General features: G+C 70.5%; 17 protein-coding genes. 12 read left to right on the forward strand and 5 right to left on the reverse strand.

Annotated elements, in window-relative coordinates; genetic code table 11:
• Nucleotides 1–54: 54 nt before the first annotated feature.
• The 3 genes from ACZ3II_RS14280 (at nucleotide 55) to ACZ3II_RS14290 (ending at nucleotide 4,628) form a co-directional block, all read left to right on the forward strand.
• Nucleotides 55–1,155, forward strand: a complete 1,101-nt coding sequence (locus tag ACZ3II_RS14280; RefSeq protein WP_465518072.1) for a sensor histidine kinase — start codon at nucleotides 55–57, stop codon at nucleotides 1,153–1,155.
• Nucleotides 1,152–1,808 (forward strand): response regulator, encoded by a 657-nt coding sequence (locus ACZ3II_RS14285; RefSeq protein WP_465518073.1) that lies wholly within the window; start codon nucleotides 1,152–1,154, stop codon nucleotides 1,806–1,808. Before ACZ3II_RS14280 ends, ACZ3II_RS14285 begins: the two co-directional genes overlap by 4 nt.
• Before the next feature lie 90 nt (nucleotides 1,809–1,898).
• Nucleotides 1,899–4,628: a putative bifunctional diguanylate cyclase/phosphodiesterase gene (locus ACZ3II_RS14290; protein ID WP_465518074.1), complete on the forward strand. Its 2,730-nt coding sequence runs from the start codon at nucleotides 1,899–1,901 to the stop codon at nucleotides 4,626–4,628.
• A 57-nt stretch (nucleotides 4,629–4,685) separates the two neighbouring features.
• Here ACZ3II_RS14290 and ACZ3II_RS14295 read toward each other — a convergent pair whose 3' ends face one another.
• The gene (locus tag ACZ3II_RS14295; RefSeq protein ID WP_465518075.1) at nucleotides 4,686–5,126 is read right to left on the reverse strand and encodes a TIGR03618 family F420-dependent PPOX class oxidoreductase; all 441 of its coding nucleotides are present in this window, start codon (nucleotides 5,124–5,126) and stop codon (nucleotides 4,686–4,688) included.
• A 228-nt stretch (nucleotides 5,127–5,354) separates the two neighbouring features.
• Here ACZ3II_RS14295 and ACZ3II_RS14300 point away from each other — a divergent pair, with 228 nt between their 5' ends.
• The 7 genes from ACZ3II_RS14300 (at nucleotide 5,355) to ACZ3II_RS14330 (ending at nucleotide 13,612) form a co-directional block, all read left to right on the forward strand.
• Entirely contained in the window at nucleotides 5,355–6,260 is a 906-nt protein-coding gene (locus ACZ3II_RS14300; RefSeq protein WP_465518076.1) for an LLM class flavin-dependent oxidoreductase, read from the forward strand.
• A gap of 656 nt (nucleotides 6,261–6,916) precedes the next feature.
• Complete coding sequence (locus ACZ3II_RS14305; RefSeq protein WP_465518077.1) at nucleotides 6,917–7,936, forward strand: ABC transporter permease; 1,020 nt, start codon at nucleotides 6,917–6,919, stop codon at nucleotides 7,934–7,936.
• Nucleotides 7,937–8,010: 74 nt separating this feature from the next.
• Nucleotides 8,011–9,705 carry an ABC transporter substrate-binding protein gene (locus tag ACZ3II_RS14310; RefSeq protein ID WP_465518078.1) on the forward strand — a complete coding sequence of 565 codons (1,695 nt, stop codon included), beginning with the start codon at nucleotides 8,011–8,013 and terminating at the stop codon, nucleotides 9,703–9,705.
• Nucleotides 9,706–9,807: 102 nt separating this feature from the next.
• Nucleotides 9,808–10,791, forward strand: a complete 984-nt coding sequence (locus ACZ3II_RS14315; protein ID WP_465518079.1) for an ABC transporter permease — start codon at nucleotides 9,808–9,810, stop codon at nucleotides 10,789–10,791.
• Between the two features lie 35 nt (nucleotides 10,792–10,826).
• Nucleotides 10,827–11,912, forward strand: a complete 1,086-nt coding sequence (locus ACZ3II_RS14320; RefSeq protein ID WP_465518080.1) for an ABC transporter ATP-binding protein — start codon at nucleotides 10,827–10,829, stop codon at nucleotides 11,910–11,912.
• A gap of 12 nt (nucleotides 11,913–11,924) precedes the next feature.
• Complete coding sequence (locus tag ACZ3II_RS14325) at nucleotides 11,925–12,971, forward strand: ABC transporter ATP-binding protein (protein WP_465518081.1); 1,047 nt, start codon at nucleotides 11,925–11,927, stop codon at nucleotides 12,969–12,971.
• Between the two features lie 14 nt (nucleotides 12,972–12,985).
• A complete protein-coding gene (locus ACZ3II_RS14330; protein ID WP_465518082.1) occupies nucleotides 12,986–13,612 on the forward strand; it encodes a carbohydrate-binding protein in 627 nt (208 codons plus the stop codon).
• On the opposite strand, the gene ACZ3II_RS14335 is transcribed toward ACZ3II_RS14330, so the two are convergent.
• Nucleotides 13,587–13,994, reverse strand: a complete 408-nt coding sequence (locus tag ACZ3II_RS14335) for an Hsp20/alpha crystallin family protein (RefSeq protein WP_465518083.1) — start codon at nucleotides 13,992–13,994, stop codon at nucleotides 13,587–13,589. The genes ACZ3II_RS14330 and ACZ3II_RS14335 overlap by 26 nt on opposite strands.
• A 122-nt stretch (nucleotides 13,995–14,116) precedes the next feature.
• Between ACZ3II_RS14335 and dinB the strand changes: the two genes are divergently transcribed.
• Nucleotides 14,117–15,457 (forward strand): DNA polymerase IV, encoded by a 1,341-nt coding sequence (dinB, locus tag ACZ3II_RS14340; protein WP_465518084.1) that lies wholly within the window; start codon nucleotides 14,117–14,119, stop codon nucleotides 15,455–15,457.
• A gap of 110 nt (nucleotides 15,458–15,567) precedes the next feature.
• Here the strand turns inward: dinB and ACZ3II_RS14345 are convergent, their stop codons facing one another.
• Nucleotides 15,568–16,335, reverse strand: a complete 768-nt coding sequence (locus ACZ3II_RS14345; protein ID WP_465518085.1) for a hypothetical protein — start codon at nucleotides 16,333–16,335, stop codon at nucleotides 15,568–15,570.
• 203 nt (nucleotides 16,336–16,538) lie between these two features.
• Here ACZ3II_RS14345 and cobF point away from each other — a divergent pair, with 203 nt between their 5' ends.
• On the forward strand, nucleotides 16,539–17,297 hold the full coding sequence (cobF, locus tag ACZ3II_RS14350; protein ID WP_465518086.1) for a precorrin-6A synthase (deacetylating): 759 nt from the start codon (nucleotides 16,539–16,541) through the stop codon (nucleotides 17,295–17,297).
• A gap of 38 nt (nucleotides 17,298–17,335) precedes the next feature.
• Here the strand turns inward: cobF and ACZ3II_RS14355 are convergent, their stop codons facing one another.
• Both ACZ3II_RS14355 and cobN read right to left on the reverse strand, forming a co-directional pair.
• Nucleotides 17,336–17,833, reverse strand: a complete 498-nt coding sequence (locus ACZ3II_RS14355) for a GNAT family N-acetyltransferase (RefSeq protein ID WP_465518087.1) — start codon at nucleotides 17,831–17,833, stop codon at nucleotides 17,336–17,338.
• Nucleotides 17,830–21,414 carry a cobaltochelatase subunit CobN gene (gene cobN / locus ACZ3II_RS14360; RefSeq protein WP_465518088.1) on the reverse strand — a complete coding sequence of 1,195 codons (3,585 nt, stop codon included), beginning with the start codon at nucleotides 21,412–21,414 and terminating at the stop codon, nucleotides 17,830–17,832. Before cobN ends, ACZ3II_RS14355 begins: the two co-directional genes overlap by 4 nt.
• Nucleotides 21,415–21,428: the final 14 nt, after the last annotated feature.

The raw sequence follows: 21,428 nt of genomic DNA on the forward strand, positions 1-21,428 counted from the left end.
GTGACAGCGGCGGGACGACGCGCCGGACCGCCCGGCGACCCTAGCGTCCCCGGCATGACGAAGAACCTGACCCGCGCCGCCGCCGCGCTCACCCTCGCCTGGGTGCCGACCGGCCTCGCGATCACCGGCGGCAACACCCAGCCCGTGCTCACCGGCTGCCTCGCCGTCTGGCTGGCCGCCCTGGTCCTGGCCGCCCGGCGCCGGCCGCTGACCGTCTTCCTGCTCACCTTCGCCACCGTCGCGGCCTGGCGCATCGCCGGGCTGATCGCGACCGGCTGGGTCTGGCCGGCCTCCGCCGCCCTGGTCGCGCTGGTGCTGGCCGGGCGGCTGCGGACCGCGATCGTCGCGGCCGCGTTCACCCTGCTGTACGGCCTCAACTGGGACACGTTCGCCGATCCGCACCCGGCCGACTGGGTGTTCGCGCACCTCGGCGGGGAGGCGCTGTGGGTGGGCGCGGTGCTGGCCGCCGCCACGGCGTACCGCAACACGCTCCGCTGGCGTGCCGAGGTCGCCCACCGGATCGCCGCCGACGAGCAGCAGCGGCGGCTCGAAGCCGGCCGCCGGCGGGCCGAGGAGCGGGTGGAGATCGCCCGGGACCTGCACGACGTCGTCTCGCACACGCTCGCCGTCGTCGGCGTGCACCTGAACGTGGCGATCGACGCCTTCGACACCGAGCCGGACGAGGCGAAGGCGTCGCTGAAACTGGCCCAGGAGGTTCGCGGCCGGGCCATGACCGACCTGAAAGCGCTGGTCGGGGTGCTGCGCGAGGGTGAGCTGCCGGCGATGGAGAGCCTCGACCGGCTGCTCGGCCAGCTGCGTGCGGCCGGTCTCGCGGTATCCCTGAACGAGGTCGGCGACCCGGTCGACCTGCCCGCGCCGGTGGCCACCGCGGTCTACCGGGTGGTGCAGGAGTCCTTGACCAACACGGTCCGGCACGCGGGCGCCACCCGGGCCACGGTCACCGTGCGGTACGCGCCGGCCGATGTGCTCGTCGACGTGCGGGACGACGGCTCCGGCCCGGCGGACATCATCGAAGGGCACGGCATCTCCGGGATGCGGGAGCGGGTGGCCGCGCTCGGCGGCGCGCTCACCGCCGGTCCCGGCACGAGCGGGTTCACGGTACGGGCCACCATCCCCCTGACGGAGGCGGCATGACCATCTCGGTGCTCCTCGCCGACGACCAGCACCTGGTCCGCGCCGGGTTCCGCAGTCTGCTGCGGCGCGGCCGGGACCTCACCGTCGTCGGCGAGGCGTCCACCGGTGACGAGGCGGTCCGCGCCGCCCGTACCCTCAGGCCCGATGTGATCCTGATGGACATCCGCATGCCCGGCATGGACGGGATCACCGCGACCAGGGAGATCCTGGGTTTCCTGGACACGAAGGTGATCATTCTGACCACCTTCGAGACCGACGAGTACGTGTTCTCCGCGCTCGCCGCCGGGGCCAGCGGCTTCCTCACCAAGGAGATCGACCCGGACGGGCTGCGCGCCGCGGTCCGGGTGGTCGCCGCCGGTGACGCGCTGCTCTCGCCCAGCGTCACCCGCCGGGTCGTCGGCCAGTTCGCGCACCGCCCGGTCCCGGCCGCCGCCACACCCGGCGGCGACCGGCTCGCCGTGCTGACCGAGCGTGAGCGGGAGGTGGTCCGGCTGGTCGCCTCCGGCCTCTCCGACGACGACATCGCGACCACGCTGGTGATCAGTCCACTGACCGCGAAAACGCACGTCACCCGGGCGATCGCCAAACTCGGCGTACGGGGCCGGGTGCAACTGGTGATCGTCGCCTACCAGGACGGCCTCGTCGGTAACTGATTGTCAGGATCTTCTCAGGACCACCCTGCCCGGCCCGATCTCCCGGTCGACCACCTCTGAAGGTGGCGGAATCGGAAAGGGGTGGCACGGATGCCTGTCGACAGCCGGAGCCCGCGCGCGACCGGGGCCTGGACACGCCTCAGCGCCCTGCTCGGAGCCGCTTTCGCCGTCGTCGCCGGAGTGGTGGCCGCCGGATTCGGCGGGCCGCAGACCAGCCGGGCGATCTTCGCCTGGGCGCTGCTCGCCGGGGTGGTCCTCGCCGCCGGCGCCTGCCTGTGGCGGTCCCGCGGGTTCACCGGCCGGGCCCGCTGGGGCTGGGCGGTGCTCGGCGGCGGGCTGCTGCTCTGGGGCCTGAGCCAGTTCGCCTGGTTCACCCGGTGGCCCCTTCCCGGCGGCGTTCCCGACCTGAGCCCGTTCTTCACCGGCCCGTCCGTGCTCGGCCTGACCGTGCTGATCCCGGCCGGCCTGCTGATCCTGCCGAGCGCCTCGCAGCCGCTGGTGAACCGCCTGCGCAGCATCCTCGACGGCCTGCTGATCGCCGCCTCGCTGGTGCTGGTCGCCTGGGTGTTCGTGCTGGACCGGCACCTGGAGAACAGCGCGCACGGCGCGGACTTCTACGTCAACCTGATCTTCCCGCTCATCGACGTCGTGCTGGCCACCATGGTCGGGTACATGCTTCCGCTGCGGCGCCGCCAGAACGGCGGTGGCTCCGACCTGGCCTTCTTCGGCGCCGGCATGGTCGCGTTCACGATCGGCGACGTCGGGCACGTCTACCTCGAACTCATCCGCGACCACCAGGACGCCCCGTTGGTGCACCTGGCCTCACTCGCCGGGTACGTGCTGATCACCATCGGCGCGCTCCGGCCCCGGGACGCCACGGCCGGCCCGGTCGACCTGCCGCCCGGCGTCTGGAACACCGCGGTCATGGTCCCGTACCTGGCGGTGCTCGCCGCGCTCGGCTCCAGCGTGATGTTCCACGTGCAGACCGGGCACAGCCACCCGTTCGTGGCGTACACCCGCTCCTTCCTGATCCTGCTGATCGTCGGCCGGCAGCTGCTCACCCAGCTGGAGAACCGGGCGCTGACCCGCACCCTGGAGAGCCGGGTCGCCGACCGCACCGCCGAGCTCCACGCCCGCGAGCAGTGGTTCCACGCGCTGATCCGGCACAGCTCGGACGTGGTCACGGTGATCGGCGCGGACGGCCTGATCCGCTACCAGAGCGAGTCGATGCAGCGGGTGTTCGGCTACTCCCCCGAGGTGTTCCTCGGCCGCCACTACACCGACCTGGTCGACGACGAGGTCGCGCTGCGGCTCGCCCAGGCGATCCGGCAGGTCGCGGCCCGGCCGTTCGCCAACACCACCCTGGAACTCGTGCACACCCACCGGGACGGGCGGAAGCGGCCGTCCGAGGTGATCGTCACGAACCTGGTGGACGACCCGCGCGTGAACGGCTTCGTGCTGAACACCCGGGACATCAGCGAGCGCAAGGAGCTGCAGGACCAGCTGATGCACGAGGCGTACCACGACGCGCTCACCCAGCTCGGCAACCGTGCCCTGTTCCGGGACCGGACGGCCGCGGCGCTGCGCCGCACCGGCGACCTCGCGGTGCTGCACCTGGACCTGGACGGCTTCAAGCGGGTCAACGACAGCCTCGGCCACCTGGCCGGCGACCAGCTGCTGGTCCAGGTCGCGGACCGGATCACGGCGTGCGTACGGGACACCGACGTGGTGGCCCGGTTCGGCGCCGACGAGTTCGCGATCCTCGCTCTTGCGGAGGACGCCGAAGCCATCGCGCGCCGCATCCTCGACGACCTGGAGGCCCCGATCCAGGTCGGCACCCGGCTCATCCACGTCCGGGCCAGCATCGGCGTGGCGTCGGCGGCCCTGCTCACCGAGACCGACGGCGAGCAGGAGACCGACCGCGCCGACCAGCTGATGCGCAACGCCGACCTGGCCATGCACCAGGCCAAGTCGGCCGGCGGCGGGGTGTTCGCCGACTACCGCCCGCGGATGCGCGAAGGCCTGGTCGAACGCCTCGAACTGGAGAACGACCTGCGCGGCGCCCTGGACCGCGGTGAGCTGAAGCTGCACTACCAGCCCACCATCGACCTGGAGACCAGCCAGGTGGTCGGCTTCGAGGCGCTGGTCCGCTGGCCGCACCCGACCCGCGGCATGATCAACCCCCTCGACTTCATCCCGATCGCCGAGGCCACCGGCCTGATCGCGCCGCTCGGTCACTGGGTCCTGCACGAGGCCTGCCGGCAGGCGGTCGAATGGTCCACCGCCGCCGGGGGCCGCCCGCTGAAGATGTCGGTGAACGTGTCGGTGCGCCAGTTCGACCGGGCCGACCTCGCCGAGACCGTCGCGGCGGTGCTCGCCGAGACTGGCATGCCGGCCGACCGGCTCTGCCTGGAGATGACCGAGAGCGTCCTGATGACCGACACCGAGGCCAATCTGGAGCAGCTGCTGCGCCTCAAGGCGCTCGGCCTCACCCTGGCCATCGACGACTTCGGGACCGGATATTCGTCGCTGGCGTACCTGCGCCGCTTCCCGGTGGACACCCTCAAGATCGACCGCTCGTTCGTGGAGAGCCTCGGCGTCATCGCCGACGACACCGCCCTGACCGACACCATCGTCCGCCTCGGCAAGTCCCTGGGCATGGCGACGGTGGCGGAGGGGATCGAGGAGTTCGGCCAGCTCGCGGCCCTGCGGGAGATGGGGTGCGGGTTCGCTCAGGGGTACTACTTCTCCCGCCCGGTCCCGCCCGCCGAAGCCGGCCGGCTGTTCCTCGAAGGGGCCGGCAGCCCGGTTCTCTCGTGACCTCCGCGTTGTCCGGGGTTGCGGACCCGGCTCAGGTCACGACACGGCATCGGAGGTTCAGCGGCTCGCATAGATCCGCGTGGGCGTGATCAGCACCGCGGCCCGCCGCTGCTCGGCCATGGTGCGGTCATATGCCGCCCAGTCGTCGTGGGTGCCGCCCGCCGCCGTGAAGATCTCCCGCAACAGCAGCCGCAGCCGCTCCCCGTCGAGCCACGGCTGCGGATCGTCCGGCCCCGCGAGCACCGCCGTGCCCTCGACCGTCGCATACCGCCACCCGGTGCGGAACGCCACCGCCACCGCCGGCCGTTCCCGCAGGTTCCGCAGCTTCACCGCCCCGTACGTGACGAACGCCAGCACCGGCCCACCACCCGCGGGCCCCTCGATCACCCCGGTGTTGACCAGTGTCGACTGCACACTGCGATCGCCCCGCACCGTCGACACGATCGCCAGACCCGTCTCCGCCCGGCTGAGCTCCCAGGCATCCTCAAGCGCACCCATCCCCCGACCCTACGTCCGCCACCCGCCGTTGCCTCCGCACCGAAAGTCACCACGCAACCCTCGGCCGAGGGCTTCCTGGCAGCGGCGGACCTTGCTCGGCTGATTGTGGGTGCTGTCTCGACCACCCCCGAGACAGCACTCACGGCCAGCCGGAGGGGCGCCGTACCCGGAAAAGGGTGAAGGGCGACACGTCGCGACCGTGCGCCGGGGGCGGGCTAGGTTGCGGGCATGCTGATCAGTTTTGGACTGCCGGTGTCCGGGGCGTGGGCTCGCGCCGAGACGCTGACCACGATCGCGCGGCAGGCGGAGGGGCTCGGCTATCACGGGCTGTGGGGGTTTCAGCGGCTGCTGCTCGGGCGCGGGCAGGATCTCGCCTCGCCGTACCGGAGCGTGCTGGATCCGGTGGTGGCGCTGACCTGGGCGGCGGCGGTGACCTCACGGATCCGGCTGGGCGTGTCGGTGATCAACCTGCCGTACGTGTCACCGGCGTACCTGGCGAAGCAGGTCAGCACACTGGACGTGCTGTCCGGCGGGCGGTTCGACCTGGGGCTGGGCACCGGCTGGTCGGAGCCGGAGTTCATCGCGACCGGATCGGATCCGAACCCGCGCGGGGCCCGTACCGAGGAGTACCTGACCGTGCTGAGAGCACTGTTCACCGGCGACGAGGTGTCCTTCGGCGGGCGGTTCTACCAGCTGCCGCCGAGCCGGATGGCCCCGAAGCCGGCACAGCCGGGCGGCCCGCCGGTGCTGCTGGGCGGGACCGCGGACGTGGCGCTGCGGCGGGCCGGGCGGATCGCGGCGGGATGGGTGAGCAGCAGCCGGACGAGTCTGGCGGAGTTCGAGCGGGGCGCGCGGATCGTGCGGGAGGCGGCTGAAGGCGCCGGACGGGATCCCGCTACGCTACGTATTGTTGTGCGGGGCGTCGTCCATGCCGGACGGCGCGACGAGTCCGTTCCGCTGTCCGGGGACTGGGATCAGATCCGCGCGGGGGCGCAGCGGTACGCTGAGGCCGGCGCCACCGAGCTGTTCTACGAGCCCAACTGGGACCCGCGGATCGGCGGTCCGGACGCGGACCCCCGTGCGTCGGCGGAGCTCGGCGCGGAGATCCTCGCAGGTCTCGCGCCCCGGCTCTGATCGTCCGTTCACGAGCACCTACGGAACGTGATCATGGCGGTTTCGCGGTGTCGTTGATCGACGCGCTGTGGCGTGACCGTGCCGGACCGCGATGATCGCGTCCTTCGGATGCCGTCAATGGCGCGTTTCGATGGCCGGAATGGTTATCGAATTGACACAGCGGGGCCCGGAGAGCACGCACCGGGCCTGATCGGCCCGGGTGCCCGTGAAGCACATCGATATACGGTCAAGACGGTCACGGACCGTAAATTTTGCGGTGATCCGGCGCACACGCCGGAGGACCCACGGCGCAGGCGGCAATGAAGGACATGATCTTGAAACGCTGAAGAAACGGCGGTGCGACAGCCGGAGACCGTCATCTTGATGACTCTGCGCAACCGCACGATTGCCCTCTGGTCCTTCATATCCGACAAAACGGCCATACCGCCAGGAGCTTTGGTCCGGATTTAGCCAGATATCTGGATTTTCGAGAAGTACTTCCCTAGGTGATGGTATGACCTAATCCATATGGTCGTGCCCGGCTCTAGTTATTCATTCGAGACGTCAACTCATTTCCTACGGCCGGTTTCCCGGCTACGTTTGCCAACCGCAGCATCCGAATACCTCTCACGCACGGCGCATGTGAGGTGTGTCGTCCATGGAGGTGAACCACAAGCGTGGAACCGTTGATCGATGACCCCGCGCTGACCGGGAAGCCGCTTTCCGCCGAGCCCGGAACGGTCACCAAGAAGAAGCCCGGCAGCGGCACCCAGGGCAAGTCGCTGACGCAGATCGCGATGGCGCGGCTGCGCAAGGACAAGACGGCGATGGTGTGTCTCTCCATCGTGATCTTCTTCGTCCTGATCGCGATCTTCGCGCCGCTGCTGGCCAAGCTGGAGGGCCAGGACCCGACGACCTACCACATGGATCTGGTCGACGACTACGGCTTCCCGACGATCGGCCCCACCTCGGAGCACTGGTTCGGCGTCGAGCCGCGGCTCGGCCGGGACAACTTCGCCCGCTGGGTCTACGGCGCCCGCCCGTCGCTGATCGTGGCCGCCTCCGCGACCGTCATCTCGACCTTCCTCGGCGTCGTGATCGGCCTGATCGCCGGCTTCGCCCGGGGCTGGGTCGACCGAGTGTTCTCCTGGGTCATCGACTTCACCCTGAGCCTGCCGAGCCTGCTCTTCGCGATCGCGGTTCCGGCCGTCGCCGTCTCGGTCATCTACGGCGCCCAGGAGGGTGTCTCGGCCGAGCAGACCTCCGACGTCAGGTTCTACTCGCTCATCTTCGTGCTGTCCTTCGTCGGCTGGGCCAACCTCGCCCGCCTGATCCGCGGTGAGGTGCTCTCGCTGCGGGAACGCGAGTTCATCCAGGCCGCCAAGGTGCTCGGCGTGCCGACTCACAAGATCCTCTTCAAGGAGCTGCTGCCGAACCTGGTCGCGCCGATCGTGGTCGCGTCCTCGCTGGCGCTCCCGACGTACATCGTGACCGAGGCCGGTCTGACCGTCCTGGGTGTCGGCCTGAGCGAGCCGACGCCGTCGTGGGGTCTGACGATCTCCGCCGCTACGAGCTACTACCGAGAGGACCCGCTGTACCTGTGGATCCCCGTCCTCGGTATCACGATCCTGGTGATCTCGCTGAGCCTGCTCGGCGACGCCATCCGTGACGCGTTCGATCCGCGCACCCGGCGGTGAGGACCCTGCAGTACAAGTTGAGAAGAGGAGAAATGGCGAGACGAGCCAGATTCGTCATGGCAGCCGCTGCTGCCGTGACCTTGGGTATCGCGGGCTGTGGCAGCCCGTCGAGCAACTCCGACAAGTCGAAGGCGGAGGGCGGCAAGATCGAGACCGCCACCCAGACCATCGACGCGGCGGCCAAGGGTCCGGCCGAGGAGATCCCCGGGGCGAAGAAGGGCGGCACGGTCACCGTCTACCAGCTGTCCACGGTCTCCACGATCGACCCGACCGACACGTACTACGTCGACGCGAACGAGATCGGCAAGCTGCTCTACCGCACGCCGACCACGTACGACATCCGTAACGGCCAGCCGGTCCTCGTGCCCGACCTGACCGACCTGGGCACGGCCTCCGCGGACGGCCTGACCTGGACGTTCAAGCTCCAGCCGAACATCAAGTACCACGACGGCACGCCGATCAAGGTCGAGGACATGGCGTACGCCATCAAGCGGTCCTTCGCTCACGACGTGTACTCGAACGGCCCCACGTACCAGATGTCGTACTTCAAGGACGGCGACAAGTACAAGGGCCCGTACGCGGACAAGGGCGCCTACGCCGGCGTGGAGACCCAGGGCACCGACACCCTGATCATCCACCTCAAGCAGCCGTTCTCGGACCTGCCGTTCTACATGACCTTCCCGATGTTCACGCCGATCCCCGAGGCGAAGGACACCAAGCAGGAGTACCAGCTCAAGCCGATGGCGACCGGCCCCTACCAGGTCGAGTCGTACAGCGTGGGCAGCGAGCTCAAGCTCGTGAAGAACACCAACTGGGACCCGAACACCGACCCGGTGCGCCACCAGTACCTGGACAGCGTCGTGTTCAAGTGGGGCCAGGAGGACGTCAAGACCCAGCAGCAGGTGCTGAACAGCAACGGCGACGACGCCAACGCGATCAACACCTTCAACATCGACGCCACCCTGGTTCCGCAGCTCGCCGGCAAGGAGAGCCAGCTCCTCCAGGGCGCCAGCCCCTGCACCCGGGCCTGGAGCATCGACACCCGGAAGGTTCCGCTGGAGGTCCGTAAGGCCCTCGCCGTGGCGTGGCCGTACGACGGTGTCTGGAAGGCCAACGGCTACAACCCGTACACCGCCGAGCGCGCCAGCACGATCATGCCGCCGAGCGTCCCGGGCTACACCAAGTACACCCCCGCCGAGGGTCTGAGCGGCGAGGGCGCCGGTGACCCGGCCAAGGCGAAGCAGATGCTCGAGGCCGCCGGCAAGTCCGGTTTCGAGATCAGCTGGTACTTCGACAACCAGAAGACCGTCCCGCAGCAGGTCGCCAACACCATCGCGACCGCGCTGAACGCGGCCGGCTTCAAGGCCAAGCCGGTCGGCATCCCGAGCGCGGACCTGCGGAAGAAGGGCGGCGACTACAACGCGCCGGTCAACTTCGGTCAGACCCCGCGTGGCTGGTGCTCCGACTGGCCGACCGGCAACAGCTGGTTCCCGGTGCTGTTCCGCAGCCAGAGCGTCGGAGAGGGCCAGAGCTGGGGCATGCTCCAGGACAAGGCGCTCGACGAGGAGATCAACGCCCTGACCAAGCTGCCGAGCGACCAGTCCACCGCCAAGTGGGGCGCGCTCGACAAGAAGATCATGGACATGTACGTCGCGATCCCGATGACGTACGAGAAGACCGCCGTGGTCTTCGGCAAGAACGTCGGCATGATCCAGAACGACCCGACCATGGGCTTCCCGTTCCTGCCCGACCTGCACCTGAAGAGCTGATTCTTCGGTGACACCCGATGGTCCGGCCCGTCCTCGGGCCGGGCCATCGGCCCGAAATGCCTACGTTCGATCGATCCGCAACAGTAAGACGAGGAGTTTGCGGTGCTGTTGTACTTCCTGCGACGCGCGGCGAGTGCGATCTCGGTAATCTTCGCCACGCTGGTCGCCAGCTACGCGCTCTTCCTCCTGGCGCCGACCGACCCGGTCGGCACCATCTGCGGGCCGAAGTGCACCCCCGACCGGGCCGCTGACATCAGCGCGGCCCTGCACCTGGAGGATCCGGCTCTTCAGCAGATCGGGGTCTACCTCAAGGGCATCGTCGTCGGCCGGGAGTACGAGATCGGCGGCACGGTCCGCGAGTGCGACGCGCCCTGCCTCGGTTACTCCTTCGCCCTGGGCCGGCCGGTCACCGAGCTGATCGCCGACGCCCTGCCGGTCACCCTCTCCATCGTGCTCGGCGGCGCGGTGGTCTACTTCTCCGTCGGTGTGCTCGTCGGCACCCTGGCGGCCCGGCATCGCGGGACGACGCTGGACCGGGTCGCTGTCGGCTCCAGCCTCACCATCAACTCGGTGCCGTACTTCATCGTGGTCCTGCTCGTCGCCCTCTACGCGACGAACGTGGTGCTGCCCGCCGCGCAGTATGTGCCGTTACTGGAGAATCCGCTGGCCTGGGCCGCCGGTCTGGTCGCCGCATGGATCACGCTCGGCCTGACCAACGCCGCGTCGTACACCCGGTACTCCCGGGCCTCGATGATCGAGTCGCTGGGCCAGGACTACGTCCGGACGGCCCGTTCCAAGGGCATCAGTGAGCGCCGCGTGGTGTACCGCCACGGCGTGCGCGCCGGGCTCACCCCCGTGGTCACGATCGTCGGTCTCGACATCGCGTACCAGCTGACCAACACCCTCTTCACCGAGAGCATCTTCGGCCTGCCGGGCCTCGGCCGGCTGACCCTGAACGCGTTCAACACCTACGACCTGCCGGTGCTGCTCGGCAGCGTCCTGGTCGGCTCGACCGTCCTGGTTCTGATGAACCTGCTGATCGACATCCTCTACACGTTCCTCGACCCACGGGTCCGGCTCGCGTGACCGCGCCCGGCTCCCGCGTCACGCAAGGCGGCGACATGGATCAGACCACTCAGGAAGCGCAGACCGATTTCCGGGGCCGGCGCCCGCGCGTGCCCGGCGAGGAGGCGTACCTCGAGGTCACCGACCTCCAGGTCCGGTTCCCCACCGCCGACGGCGTCGTGCAGGCGGTCGACGGTCTGACGTACTCGCTGCCGCTGGGCCGCACGCTCGCGATCGTCGGCGAGTCCGGCTCCGGCAAGAGCGTCTCCAGCATGGCCGTGATGGGCCTGCACGACCGGAAGAGCACGTTCATGTCCGGCTCCATCAAGATCGGTGGTCGCGAGATCATCGGGATGAGCGAGCAGGAGCTGAACACGGTCCGGGGCGCCGAGGCCGCGATGATCTTCCAGGACCCGCAGTCGTCGCTGCACCCGTACTTCACCGTCGGCGACCAGATCATGGAGTCGTACCGGCAGCACAACAAGGTCTCCAAGAAGGCGGCCAAGACCCGGGCGATCGAGATGCTCGACCGGGTCGGCATCCCGAACCCGCAGCGCCGGGTCGACCAGTTCCCGCACGAGTTCTCCGGCGGCATGCGCCAGCGCGCGATGATCGCGATGGCGCTGGTCAACGACCCGAAGCTGCTGATCGCCGACGAGCCGACGACGGCTCTCGACGTGACGGTGCAGGCGCAGATCCTGGACCTGATCGCGGACCTGCAGCGCGACTTCGGCTCGGCGGTCGTCTTCATCACCCACGACCTCGGCGTGGTGGCCGAGATCGCCGACGACATCCTGGTGATGTACGCCGGCAACGCGGTGGAGCACGGCTCGGTCGAGAAGATCCTCGGGACGCCGCTGCACCCGTACGCCTGGGGCCTGCTGGAGAGCATCCCGGCTGTCTCCGGCACGCCCGGGCCGCTGCACCCGATCCCCGGCTCGCCGCCGAGCCTGCTGGCCATGCCGAGCGGCTGCGCCTTCAACCCGCGCTGCGAGTTCCGGGAGCGGGTGCCCGGCGACATGTGCCGCACGCTGCGCCCGGAGCTGATCCCCCGGACCGCGGACACCAGCCGCGCCTCGCGTTGCCACCTCAAGGACCCCGACCGGGTGTTCGAGACCGAAGTCCTGCCCCGGCTGCCGTAAGGAACCACGACGATGACCGCTTCCGTCAAGGGCGTGCGAAAGGTCGACGGCGCACCGCTGCTCGAACTCGACGACGTCAAGATGCACTTCCAGATCAAGGGCGACGGGCTGCTGTCCCGCGGGGCCAAGAAGGTCCAGGCGGTGGACGGGGTGAGCTTCAGCCTGCAGCAGGGTGAGACGCTGGGCCTGGTCGGCGAGTCCGGCTGCGGCAAGTCGACCACGGCGCGGCTGATCACCAGGCTCCTCGAGCCGACCGGTGGCCAGATCCGGTTCCAGGGCGTGGACATCGCCCACATGAAGGAACGGCAGCTCCGGCCGTACCGCCGGGAGATCCAGCTGATCTTCCAGGACCCGTACTCGTCACTCAACCCGCGGCACACCGTCGGCACCATCATCGGCACCGCGCTGCGCACCCACGACATGGTGCCCAAGTCCGGCGAGCTGAAGCGGGTCCAGGAGCTCCTGGAGATGGTCGGCCTCAACCCGGAGCACTACAACCGGTACCCGCACGAGTTCTCCGGCGGCCAGCGGCAGCGCATCGGCATCGCCCGCGCGCTCGCCGCCCGGCCCAAGGTGATCGTCGCCGACGAGCCGGTCTCCGCCCTCGACGTGTCGATCCAGGCGCAGGTGATGAACCTGCTGGAGAACCTGCGGTCGGAGCTGGGCATCGCCTTCGTGTTCATCGCCCACGACCTCGGCGTGGTCCGGCACTTCTGTGACCGGGTCGCCGTCATGTACCTGGGCCGGGTCGTCGAGGAGGGTGGCCGGGACACGCTCTACGAGCAGCCGCATCACCCGTACACCCAAGCTCTTCTCTCCGCCGTGCCGGACATCGGCGTGGTGCGCGGCGTGCCGCCGAAGACCCGGATCCGCCTGACCGGCGACGTGCCCAGCCCGGTCGACCCGCCGTCCGGCTGCCGTTTCCGCACCCGTTGCTGGAAGGCGCAGGACATCTGCGCCACCCAGGACCCGGCGCTGCTCGACACCGCGCCGACCCTGCACACCGCCTGCCACTTCGCGGAGCCTCCGGCGGAGTCGATCGTGGCGGTCACCAACTGATCTACCCTGTCCGGGTGGATCAGGAATCTCCGACCGTCTATCGCACCACATCGTGGCAGACCCGCCGCCGAGTGCTCACCGCGCTCGGCGGCGGCGGTCTTCTGCTGCTGGGTTACCTTCTCGGCCGCTGGCAGGACACGCCCGCCGCCCAGGCGCCGCCGGTGGTGGTCACCGCCCCGGCCTCCCCCACGGTCTCCGCCGCGCCCGTGACGACCACGGCGAGCCCGAAACCCACCCCGATCGCGTACGCCGTGCTGCAGGCCGAGTCGGCGACCGAGCTGGCCGGGGTGGAGACCGAGGACACGTCCGACGAGGGCGGCGGCCGGAACGCGGCCTGGATCAACCGGGACGACCACCTGCGGTTCGACAATTTCGACTTCGGCGAGGTGCCGGCCACCCGGGCCGCGATCCGGGTGGCCTCCGGCTCCTCGGCGTCCGGCCGGTTGCAGATCCGGCTGGACAGCCGCGACAGCCCGCCGGTCGGTGAGATCTCGGTCAGCAACAGCGGCGGCTGGCAGTCCTGGGGCACCACCACCGCGGTGCTGAAGCCGGTGACCGGGGTGCACACCGTGTTCCTCACGTTCAGCTCGGCGGACGGCACCGAGCTGATGAACATCAACTGGTTGCGGTTCGGCCACTGAGCTCGATCCGGCGGGCGGTCCGCTCCAGGATCGGGATGCTCAGGGTGAGGACGCCGTCGTCGTAGCGCGCCTCCAGGCGGTCGGTGTCGAGCCGCTCGGAGAGGCGGATCTGCCGGGCGACGGCGCCCGTCGGGCGCTCGGCGATCACCATGCGGCGGTCCTCCGAGGCGGTCCGGCGGCGCTCGGCCCGAACGGTCAGCACCTTGCCGTCGATCGTGACGTCGATCGAGGCGGGGTCGACACCGGGCAGGTCGATGTCGATGTAGAAGGTCCCGCCCTCACGGTAGGCGTCCAGGCGGGCCCCGGCGTCGCGGGCCGAGGTCTCGAGGACCCGGGCGGTGAGACGCTCCAGATCGCGCATGGTCGGGGTGGTGAGCAACATGGGTGGCTCCTCAGATACTTGAGCGTGGGTGACTCAAGTCGGGAAACCGGAACGAGGTGGGCAGGATTCCTGTCCCGGTTGTGACGGTCGCCGCTTTAGAACACGTGTACTAGGGTGGCACCGTGATCCTGCACGCTGACCTGGACTCCTTCTACGCGTCGGTCGAGCAGCGCGACGATCCCGCGCTGCGCGGCCGGCCGGTCCTGGTCGGCGGCGGGGTGGTGCTCGCCGCGTCGTACGAGGCGAAGGCATTCGGGGTGCGGACCCCGATGAGCCTGTCCCGGGCCCGGGCGCTGTGCCCGCAGGCGATCGTGGTGCCTCCCCGGATGCGGGCCTACACCGCGGCCAGCCGGGCCGTCTTCGACGTGTTCCACGACATCACGCCTATCGTCGAGCCGCTCTCCATCGACGAGGCGTTCCTCGACGTGGACGGGCTCCGCCGGATCAGCGGCTCCCCCGAGCGGATCGCCCGGCGGCTGCGGGCCGAGGTGCGCGAGCGGACCGGGCTGCCGATCACCGTCGGGGTGGCGCCCACCAAGTTCCTGGCCAAGGTGGCCAGCGGCGCCGGCAAACCGGACGGGCTGCTGGTCGTGCCGCCCGGCGGCGAACTGGCGTTCCTGCACCCGCTGCCGGTGGAGAAACTGTGGGGCGTCGGCCCGGTCACCGCCGCCAAGCTGCGTGAACGGCAGATCCACACGGTCGGGCACGTCGCCCGGATCGGCGAGGCCGCGCTGATCGCCCTGCTCGGCGGCAACGCGGGCCGGCATCTGCACGCGCTCGCCCACAACCACGACCCACGCCGGGTGCAGACCGGCAGGCGGCGCGGGTCGATGGGGGCGCAGTGCGCGCTGGGCCGTTCCGCCGGCCGGTCCCGCAGCGAGGTGGAGGCCGTGCTCGGCGCCCTCGTCGACCGCGTCACCCACCGGATGCGGCGCGCGGACCGGGCCGGGCGCACGGTCACGGTGCGGCTGCGGTTCGCCGACTTCAGCCGGGCCACCCGCTCGCGGAGCCTGCTCGAGCCGACCATGCGGACCGATACGGTCTCGCGGACCGCCGTCGAACTGCTGCGGGAGGCCTGGCCGCTGATCACGGCGCGCGGGCTGACCCTGGTCGGGGTGGCGGTGAGCAACCTCGACGGTGTGGGCGCGGTCCAGCTGGAGCTTCCGTTCGAGCCGTCCGGCATCGGCATCATCGAGACGGCAGCCGATGCCGGTGGGCGGGAGACGGCGGCCCGAGCCGGCCGCCGGCAGCCGGCAGCCGACACCGGCAACCGCGAGACGACGACCCACACCGGCAGCCGCCAGACGTCAGCGCGAGCCGGCGCCCTGGACGTCGCGGGCCGTGCCGACGGGCTGGACGCTGCGATGGACCGGGTGCGAGATCGGTTCGGCGCGGCTGCGTTGCGGCGGGCCGCGATGATCGGCCGGGACCTGCACTCCTCGGTTCCCCTGCTTCCCGACTGACCGTTCTCCCCGGCGGCCCTCGGTTCTCCGCACTCGCCCGAGCCGGGGGAATGCCCGCCCCGCCGGGAATCAGCTGCGCCGCCGGCAAGCGCCCGCGCCCCGGTGGAAGGTCACCCGGCGCCCATGACGGCGCGTAGCGTCTCGGCGGGCTGAAGGGCCGAGATCACACTGACCGCGACCACGAGCAGGAACAGGCCCGTGGTGAGAGCCGTGACGACGCTCAGGGTCCGGCGCAGGAAACCGACTCGGGAGTCACCGGCGGCTCGCCGCCTCCACAGGAACACGCTCGCCGCCCCGGTCGCCGCCATCAGCGTGGCCGCCATCGCGACCATGATCCAGTGGTAGCGCCCGACTTCACCGAGAAGCACCGTCAGGGCCGGTGACCCGGCGTGCGGGCCGGTCGCCGCGGTGAGCCCGTCGCGCATCTCGTGGAGGGTACGGCCGAGTTCGCTGCCGGCCCGCGCGCCCGGCACCAGCGGCAGTAACGCGACGAGCGGCACCGCAGTCGCCTGAACGTTCAGGACCAGCAGTCCCGTCGCGACGACGGTGAAGACGGTCGCGCCGACGGCAGCCACCGCGTACCCGGCCGGGCCGTACCGATATCTCCGCCACAGCGCGACGGCGAGCAGGGCGAACACCGCGATCATCGACGCGCTGATCACCACTTTGATCGCATGCCATCGGAACCAGTGGTCGACGAGTGCCGTGAGGAGTTCCGGGAATCCGGGCCCGCCGTCCCGCCAGTACTCGACGAGGCCCCGGCCGACCGCGTCCCGCAGTGCGGCGTGGTCGCGGAACGGCCCGTCGAGGATGGCAGCCGGGGCGACGATGAATGCCGCCACCAGCGCCGCGCCGGCGGCCAGAAGCAACCCGATCACGGGTCGCGAGCCCAGTCGGCCCGGGCCTCGGCGGAGGGCGCCCGTCATGGTGTTCGTGGGAGAGGATCGCACGGGTCGAGTACAGCAGCGCGTTCCCGCCGGGGCACTACGGCAGACTCCCGTACCGCGGGTATGCCCAGCCCTACCCGCGCCGACTGCTCCCGGGGGAAACGCCGGACGCGGGCTGAGGCAGACTTCTCGGTGTGCGGAAGATCTATGTAGTCGGTATCGGCGCGGGCGACCCGGACCATCTCACCCTGCAGGCGGCCAAGGCGATCGGCCGGACCAACGTGTTCTTCCTGCTGGACAAGGGTGAGGCCAAGGCGAGCCTGGTCGAGCTGCGGGAACGGCTGATCAAGAACTACGGGCACCCGCACAAGCGGATCGTCGAGGGCCGCGACCCGGACCGGGACCGCACCCCCGCCGACTACACCGGCACCATCGCCGACTGGCGGCACCGCCGGTCCCTGGTGCTGGAGGAGCTGATCATCGAGCACCTGCACGACGAGGAGATCGGCTCGATCCTGGTGTGGGGCGACCCGTCGCTCTACGACTCGACCATCGCGATCCTGGAGGAGATCCTGGAGCGCGGGGCGATCGACTTCGCGTTCGAGGTGATCCCCGGGATCAGCAGCGTCTCCGCGCTCGCCGCCAAGCACCGGATCGGGCTGAACCGGGTGGGGCAGCCGTTCCAGGTCACCACCGGGCGGCGGCTCGCCGAGGGCTGGCCGGAGGGTGTCGACGACGTGGTCGTGATGCTCGACGCGCAGCACGCCTTCACGAAGCACCCGGAGGCGCACATCTACTGGGGCGCCTATGTCAGCACGCCGGACGAGCTGCTCGCCTCCGGGCCGGTCGCCGAGGTGGCCGACGAGATCGTGGCAACCCGGACCGAAGCCCGGGAACACCACGGCTGGATCATGGACACGTACCTGCTGCGCCGCAAAACCCCGCGTGTGTAGTTCGGCCGCTATGCGCACCCGAACTACACACGCCGGTTTCAGAGGTCGTTGAAGGGTGTGGCGTAACTGAACTCGCCGCGCAACCCGGCGTGGTACGCCGTGAGCGGACGGGCCTGGAAGTGCGGCGCCCACTGCGGCACCGGCGGCTCGATGCCGTGCTCGGCGGCGAGCCGGAACCCGAACCGCCGGTAGTACGCCGGGTCGCCGAGCAGCACCACCAGCGGCTCGTCCAGGGCATCGGCGGCGCCCAGCACCGCGTGCATCAGCGCCGCGCCGACCCCGCGCTTCTGGTGATCCGGCCGGACGCTGAGCGGGCCCAGCCCGAGAGCCGGCGCCCGGCCGACGTGACCGCGGGTGCACAGTACGTGCCCGGTCACCTCGCCGGCGTCCACGGCGACCAGCGAGAGGGCGGGCAGCCAGCCCTGGTCGGCGCGCAGCGCATCGACCAGCCCGGCCTCGACCGGCTGGCCGAAGGCCGCGAGGGTCACCGCCCGGATGCCCGGCACGTCCTCCGCCGTCTCCCGCCTGATGATCACTGACTGTCCTCCAGGTCGCCCTCGGTCTCCAGGTAGAGCTGCCGCAGCGCGTCCAGGGTCGCCGGGTCGGGCTGCTCCCACAGATTACGGTCGGCGGCCTCGAGGAGACGCTCGGTGATGCCGTGCAGCGCCCACGGGTTGGACTGGCGCATGAACTTCTGATTCTCGTCGTCGAGCACGTAACTCGCGGCGAGTTGCTCGTACATCCAGTCGGTGACGACACCGGCCGTCGCGTCGTACCCGAAGAGGTAGTCGACGGTGGCGGCCAGCTCGAAGGCGCCCTTGTAGCCGTGCCGGCGCATCGCGGCGATCCAGCGCGGGTTCACCACCCGGGCCCGGAAGATGCGTGCGGTCTCCTCGGTCAGGCTGCGGGTCCGCGCCTGGTCCGGGTTGGTGGAATCGCCGATGTACGCCGCCGGCGCGCGCCCGGTCAGCGCGCGCACCGTGGCGATCATGCCGCCGTGGTACTGGAAGTAGTCGTCGGAGTCGGCGATGTCGTGCTCGCGGGTGTCGATGTTCTTCGCGGCGACGTCGATGCGCCGGTACGCGTTCTCCATGTCCTCGCGGGCCGGCACGCCGTCCAGGTCCCGTCCGTAGGCGAAGCCGCCCCACACCGCGTACACCTCGGCCAGGTCCGCGTCGTCGCGCCAGTTCCGGCTGTCGATCAGCGGCAGGATGCCGGCCCCGTACGCCCCCGGCCGGGACCCGAAGATCCGCGTGGTGGCCCGCCGCCAGTCGCCGTGCCCGCCCTGGTCGCGCAGCGCGTGCTCGCGCACGTAGTTGTCCGGCTCGTCCAGCTCGGCGACCATCCGGAAGGCGTCGTCGAGCATCGCCACCACGTGCGGGAACGCGTCCCGGAAGAACCCGGAGATGCGGACCGTCACGTCGATCCGCGGGCGGCCCAACTCCGCCGCCGGGATCGGCTCCAGACCGGTGACCCGTCGCGACGCCGGGTCCCAGATCGGCCGCACGCCGATCAGCGCCAGGATCTCGGCGATGTCGTCGCCGGCGGTCCGCATCGCACTGGTGCCCCAGGCGGACAGGCCGACCGATTTCGGCCAGTCGCCGTAGTCAGCGCGGTACCGGTTGAGCAGCGAGTCGGCCATCGCCTGGCCGGTCTCCCAGGCGAGCTGGCTGGGGATCGCCTTGGGGTCGACGGAGTAGAAGTTGCGGCCGGTCGGCAGCACGTTGATCAGGCCGCGCAGGGGTGATCCGCTGGGCCCGGCCGGCACGTAGCCGCCGTCCAGGGCGTGCAGCACGTGGGTCAGCTCGTCGGTCGTCTTCGCGAGCCGGGGCACGACCTCGGTCGCGGCGAATTCGAGCACCCGAACCACCGCCTCGGCATCTCTCCCTGCCGCACCCGACTCTTCTTCCGGGAGGCCGGCCAGCGCCGCGGTCACGAAATCGGGGGTGACGCCGGTCGGCCAGCCCGCCTCCTCCATAGCGGTCACCAGCGCGCGGGCCTGCGCCTCCACCGCGTCCGTCGCCGCCGTGGAAGCGTCCTCGGGCAGGCCCAGCGCCTCCCGCAGACCCGGCAGCGCGGCCACCTTCCCCGCCCACATCTGCCGCGCCCGCAGCATGGCGAGGACCAGGTTGATCCGGGCCTCGCCCCGCGGGGCCGCCCCGAGCACGTGCAGCCCGTCGCGGATCTGCACGTCCTTGACCTCACACAGCCATCCGTCGATGTGCATGATGAAGTCGTCGAACTCTTCGTCGTCCGGCCGGTTCTGCTGGCCCAGGTCGTGGTCCATCTTGGCGGCCTGGATCAGGGTCCAGATCTGCGCCCGGATCGCCGGCAGCTTCGCCGGGTCCAGCGCCGCGATGTTGGCGTGCTCGTCGAGCAGCTGCTCCAGGCGGGCGATGTCGCCGTACGACTCGGCGCGTGCCATCGGCGGGATCAGGTGGTCGACCAGGGTGGCGTGCGCGCGGCGCTTGGCCTGGGTGCCCTCGCCCGGGTCGTTGACCAGGAACGGGTAGATCAGCGGCAGGTCGCCGAGGGCCGCGTCGGTGCCGTCCGAGGCGGACATGCCCACGTTCTTGCCGGGCAGCCACTCCAGGTTGCCGTGCTTGCCGACGTGCACGACGGCGTGCGCGCCGAACTCGTCGGCGAGCCAGCGGTACGCGGCCAGGTAGTGGTGGCTCGGCGGCAGGTCGGGGTCGTGGTAGATCGCCACCGGGTTGGCGCCGAAACCGCGCGGCGGCTGCACCATCACCACGATGTTCTCGTCGCGGAGCGCGGCCAGCACGATGTCGTCGCCGTCCACGTAGAGCTCGCCCGGCGCCGTGCCCCAGTGCCGCTCGACGCCCTCCCGGAAGTCGGCGGGAAGCTTGTCGAACCACTCCCGGTAGCGGGATGCCGGAATTCTCACGGGATTTCCGGACAACTGCTCCTCGGTCAGCCAGTCCGGGTCCTGTCCACCGGCCGCGATCAGCGTATGGATCAGGCCGTCACCGTCGTACTCCGCGAAATTTCCGACTTTGTAGCCTTTATCGCGAAGTGCTGCCAGAAGCGCAACCGTGGACGCCGGAGTGTCCAGCCCGACCGCGTTACCGATCCGCGAATGCTTCGTCGGGTAGGCCGACAGCATCAGCGCGATCTTCCGCTCGGCCGGCGGGACGTGCCGCAGGCGGGCGTGCGCGACAGCGATCCCGGCCACCCGCAGCGCCCGCTCCGGGTCGGCCACGTAGACCGACAGCCCGTCCGGGTCGATCTCCTTGAACGAGAACGGCACCGTGATGATCCGGCCGTCGAACTCCGGGATCGCCACCTGCGTCGCCGCGTCGAGCGGGGTCAGACCGTCGTCGCTGGCCTCCCACGCCGCCCGCGAGCTGGTCAGGCACAGCCCCTGCAGGATCGGCACGTCCAGGTCGGCGAGCACCCCGACGTCCCACGCCTCGTCGTCGCCGCCGGCGCTCACCGTGGCCGGTTTGGTGCCGCCCGCCGCCAGCACCGTCACCACCAGGGCGTCCGCCTTGCGCAGCTCGGCCAGCAGCTCCGGGGAGGCGGTCCGCAGCGACGCCGTGTAGATCGGCAGCGGCCGTGCGCCCTTCGCCTCGATCGCCTGGCACAGCGCCTCGACGAACGCGGTGTTCCCGGCCATGTGGTGCGCGCGGTAGTAGAGCACCGCGACGGTCGCCGGGCCCGTCACGCCCGGGTCGCGCGGCAGGATGCCCCACTGCGGCGCCTCCACCGCCGGGGCGAACCCGTTGCCGGTCAGCAGCACCGTGTCGGAGAGGAAGTCGTGCAGCGACGCCAGGTTCTCCGCGCCGCCCTGGGCCAGGTAGGTGTGCGCGTCCGCGGCCACACCCGCCGGAACCGTGGAGAGCTTCATCAGCTCCGCGTCCGGCGCCTGCTCGCCACCGAGCACCACCACCGGCACACTGCCCGCGAGCAGCGTGTCCAGGCCCTCCTCCCAGGCCCGGCGGCCCCCGAGGATCCGCACCACGACAAGGTCGACCCCGTCGAGGAGAGCCGGAAGATCGGCGACGCCGGTCCGCGCCGGGTTGGCCAGGCGCCAGGCCGAACCGCTGGCCCGGGCGCTGAGCAGGTCGGTGTCGGACGTCGACAGCAGCAGGAACACGCGCACTCCCCTCG

The sequence above is a fragment of the Actinoplanes sp. NPDC019969 genome, from assembly GCF_055562375.1.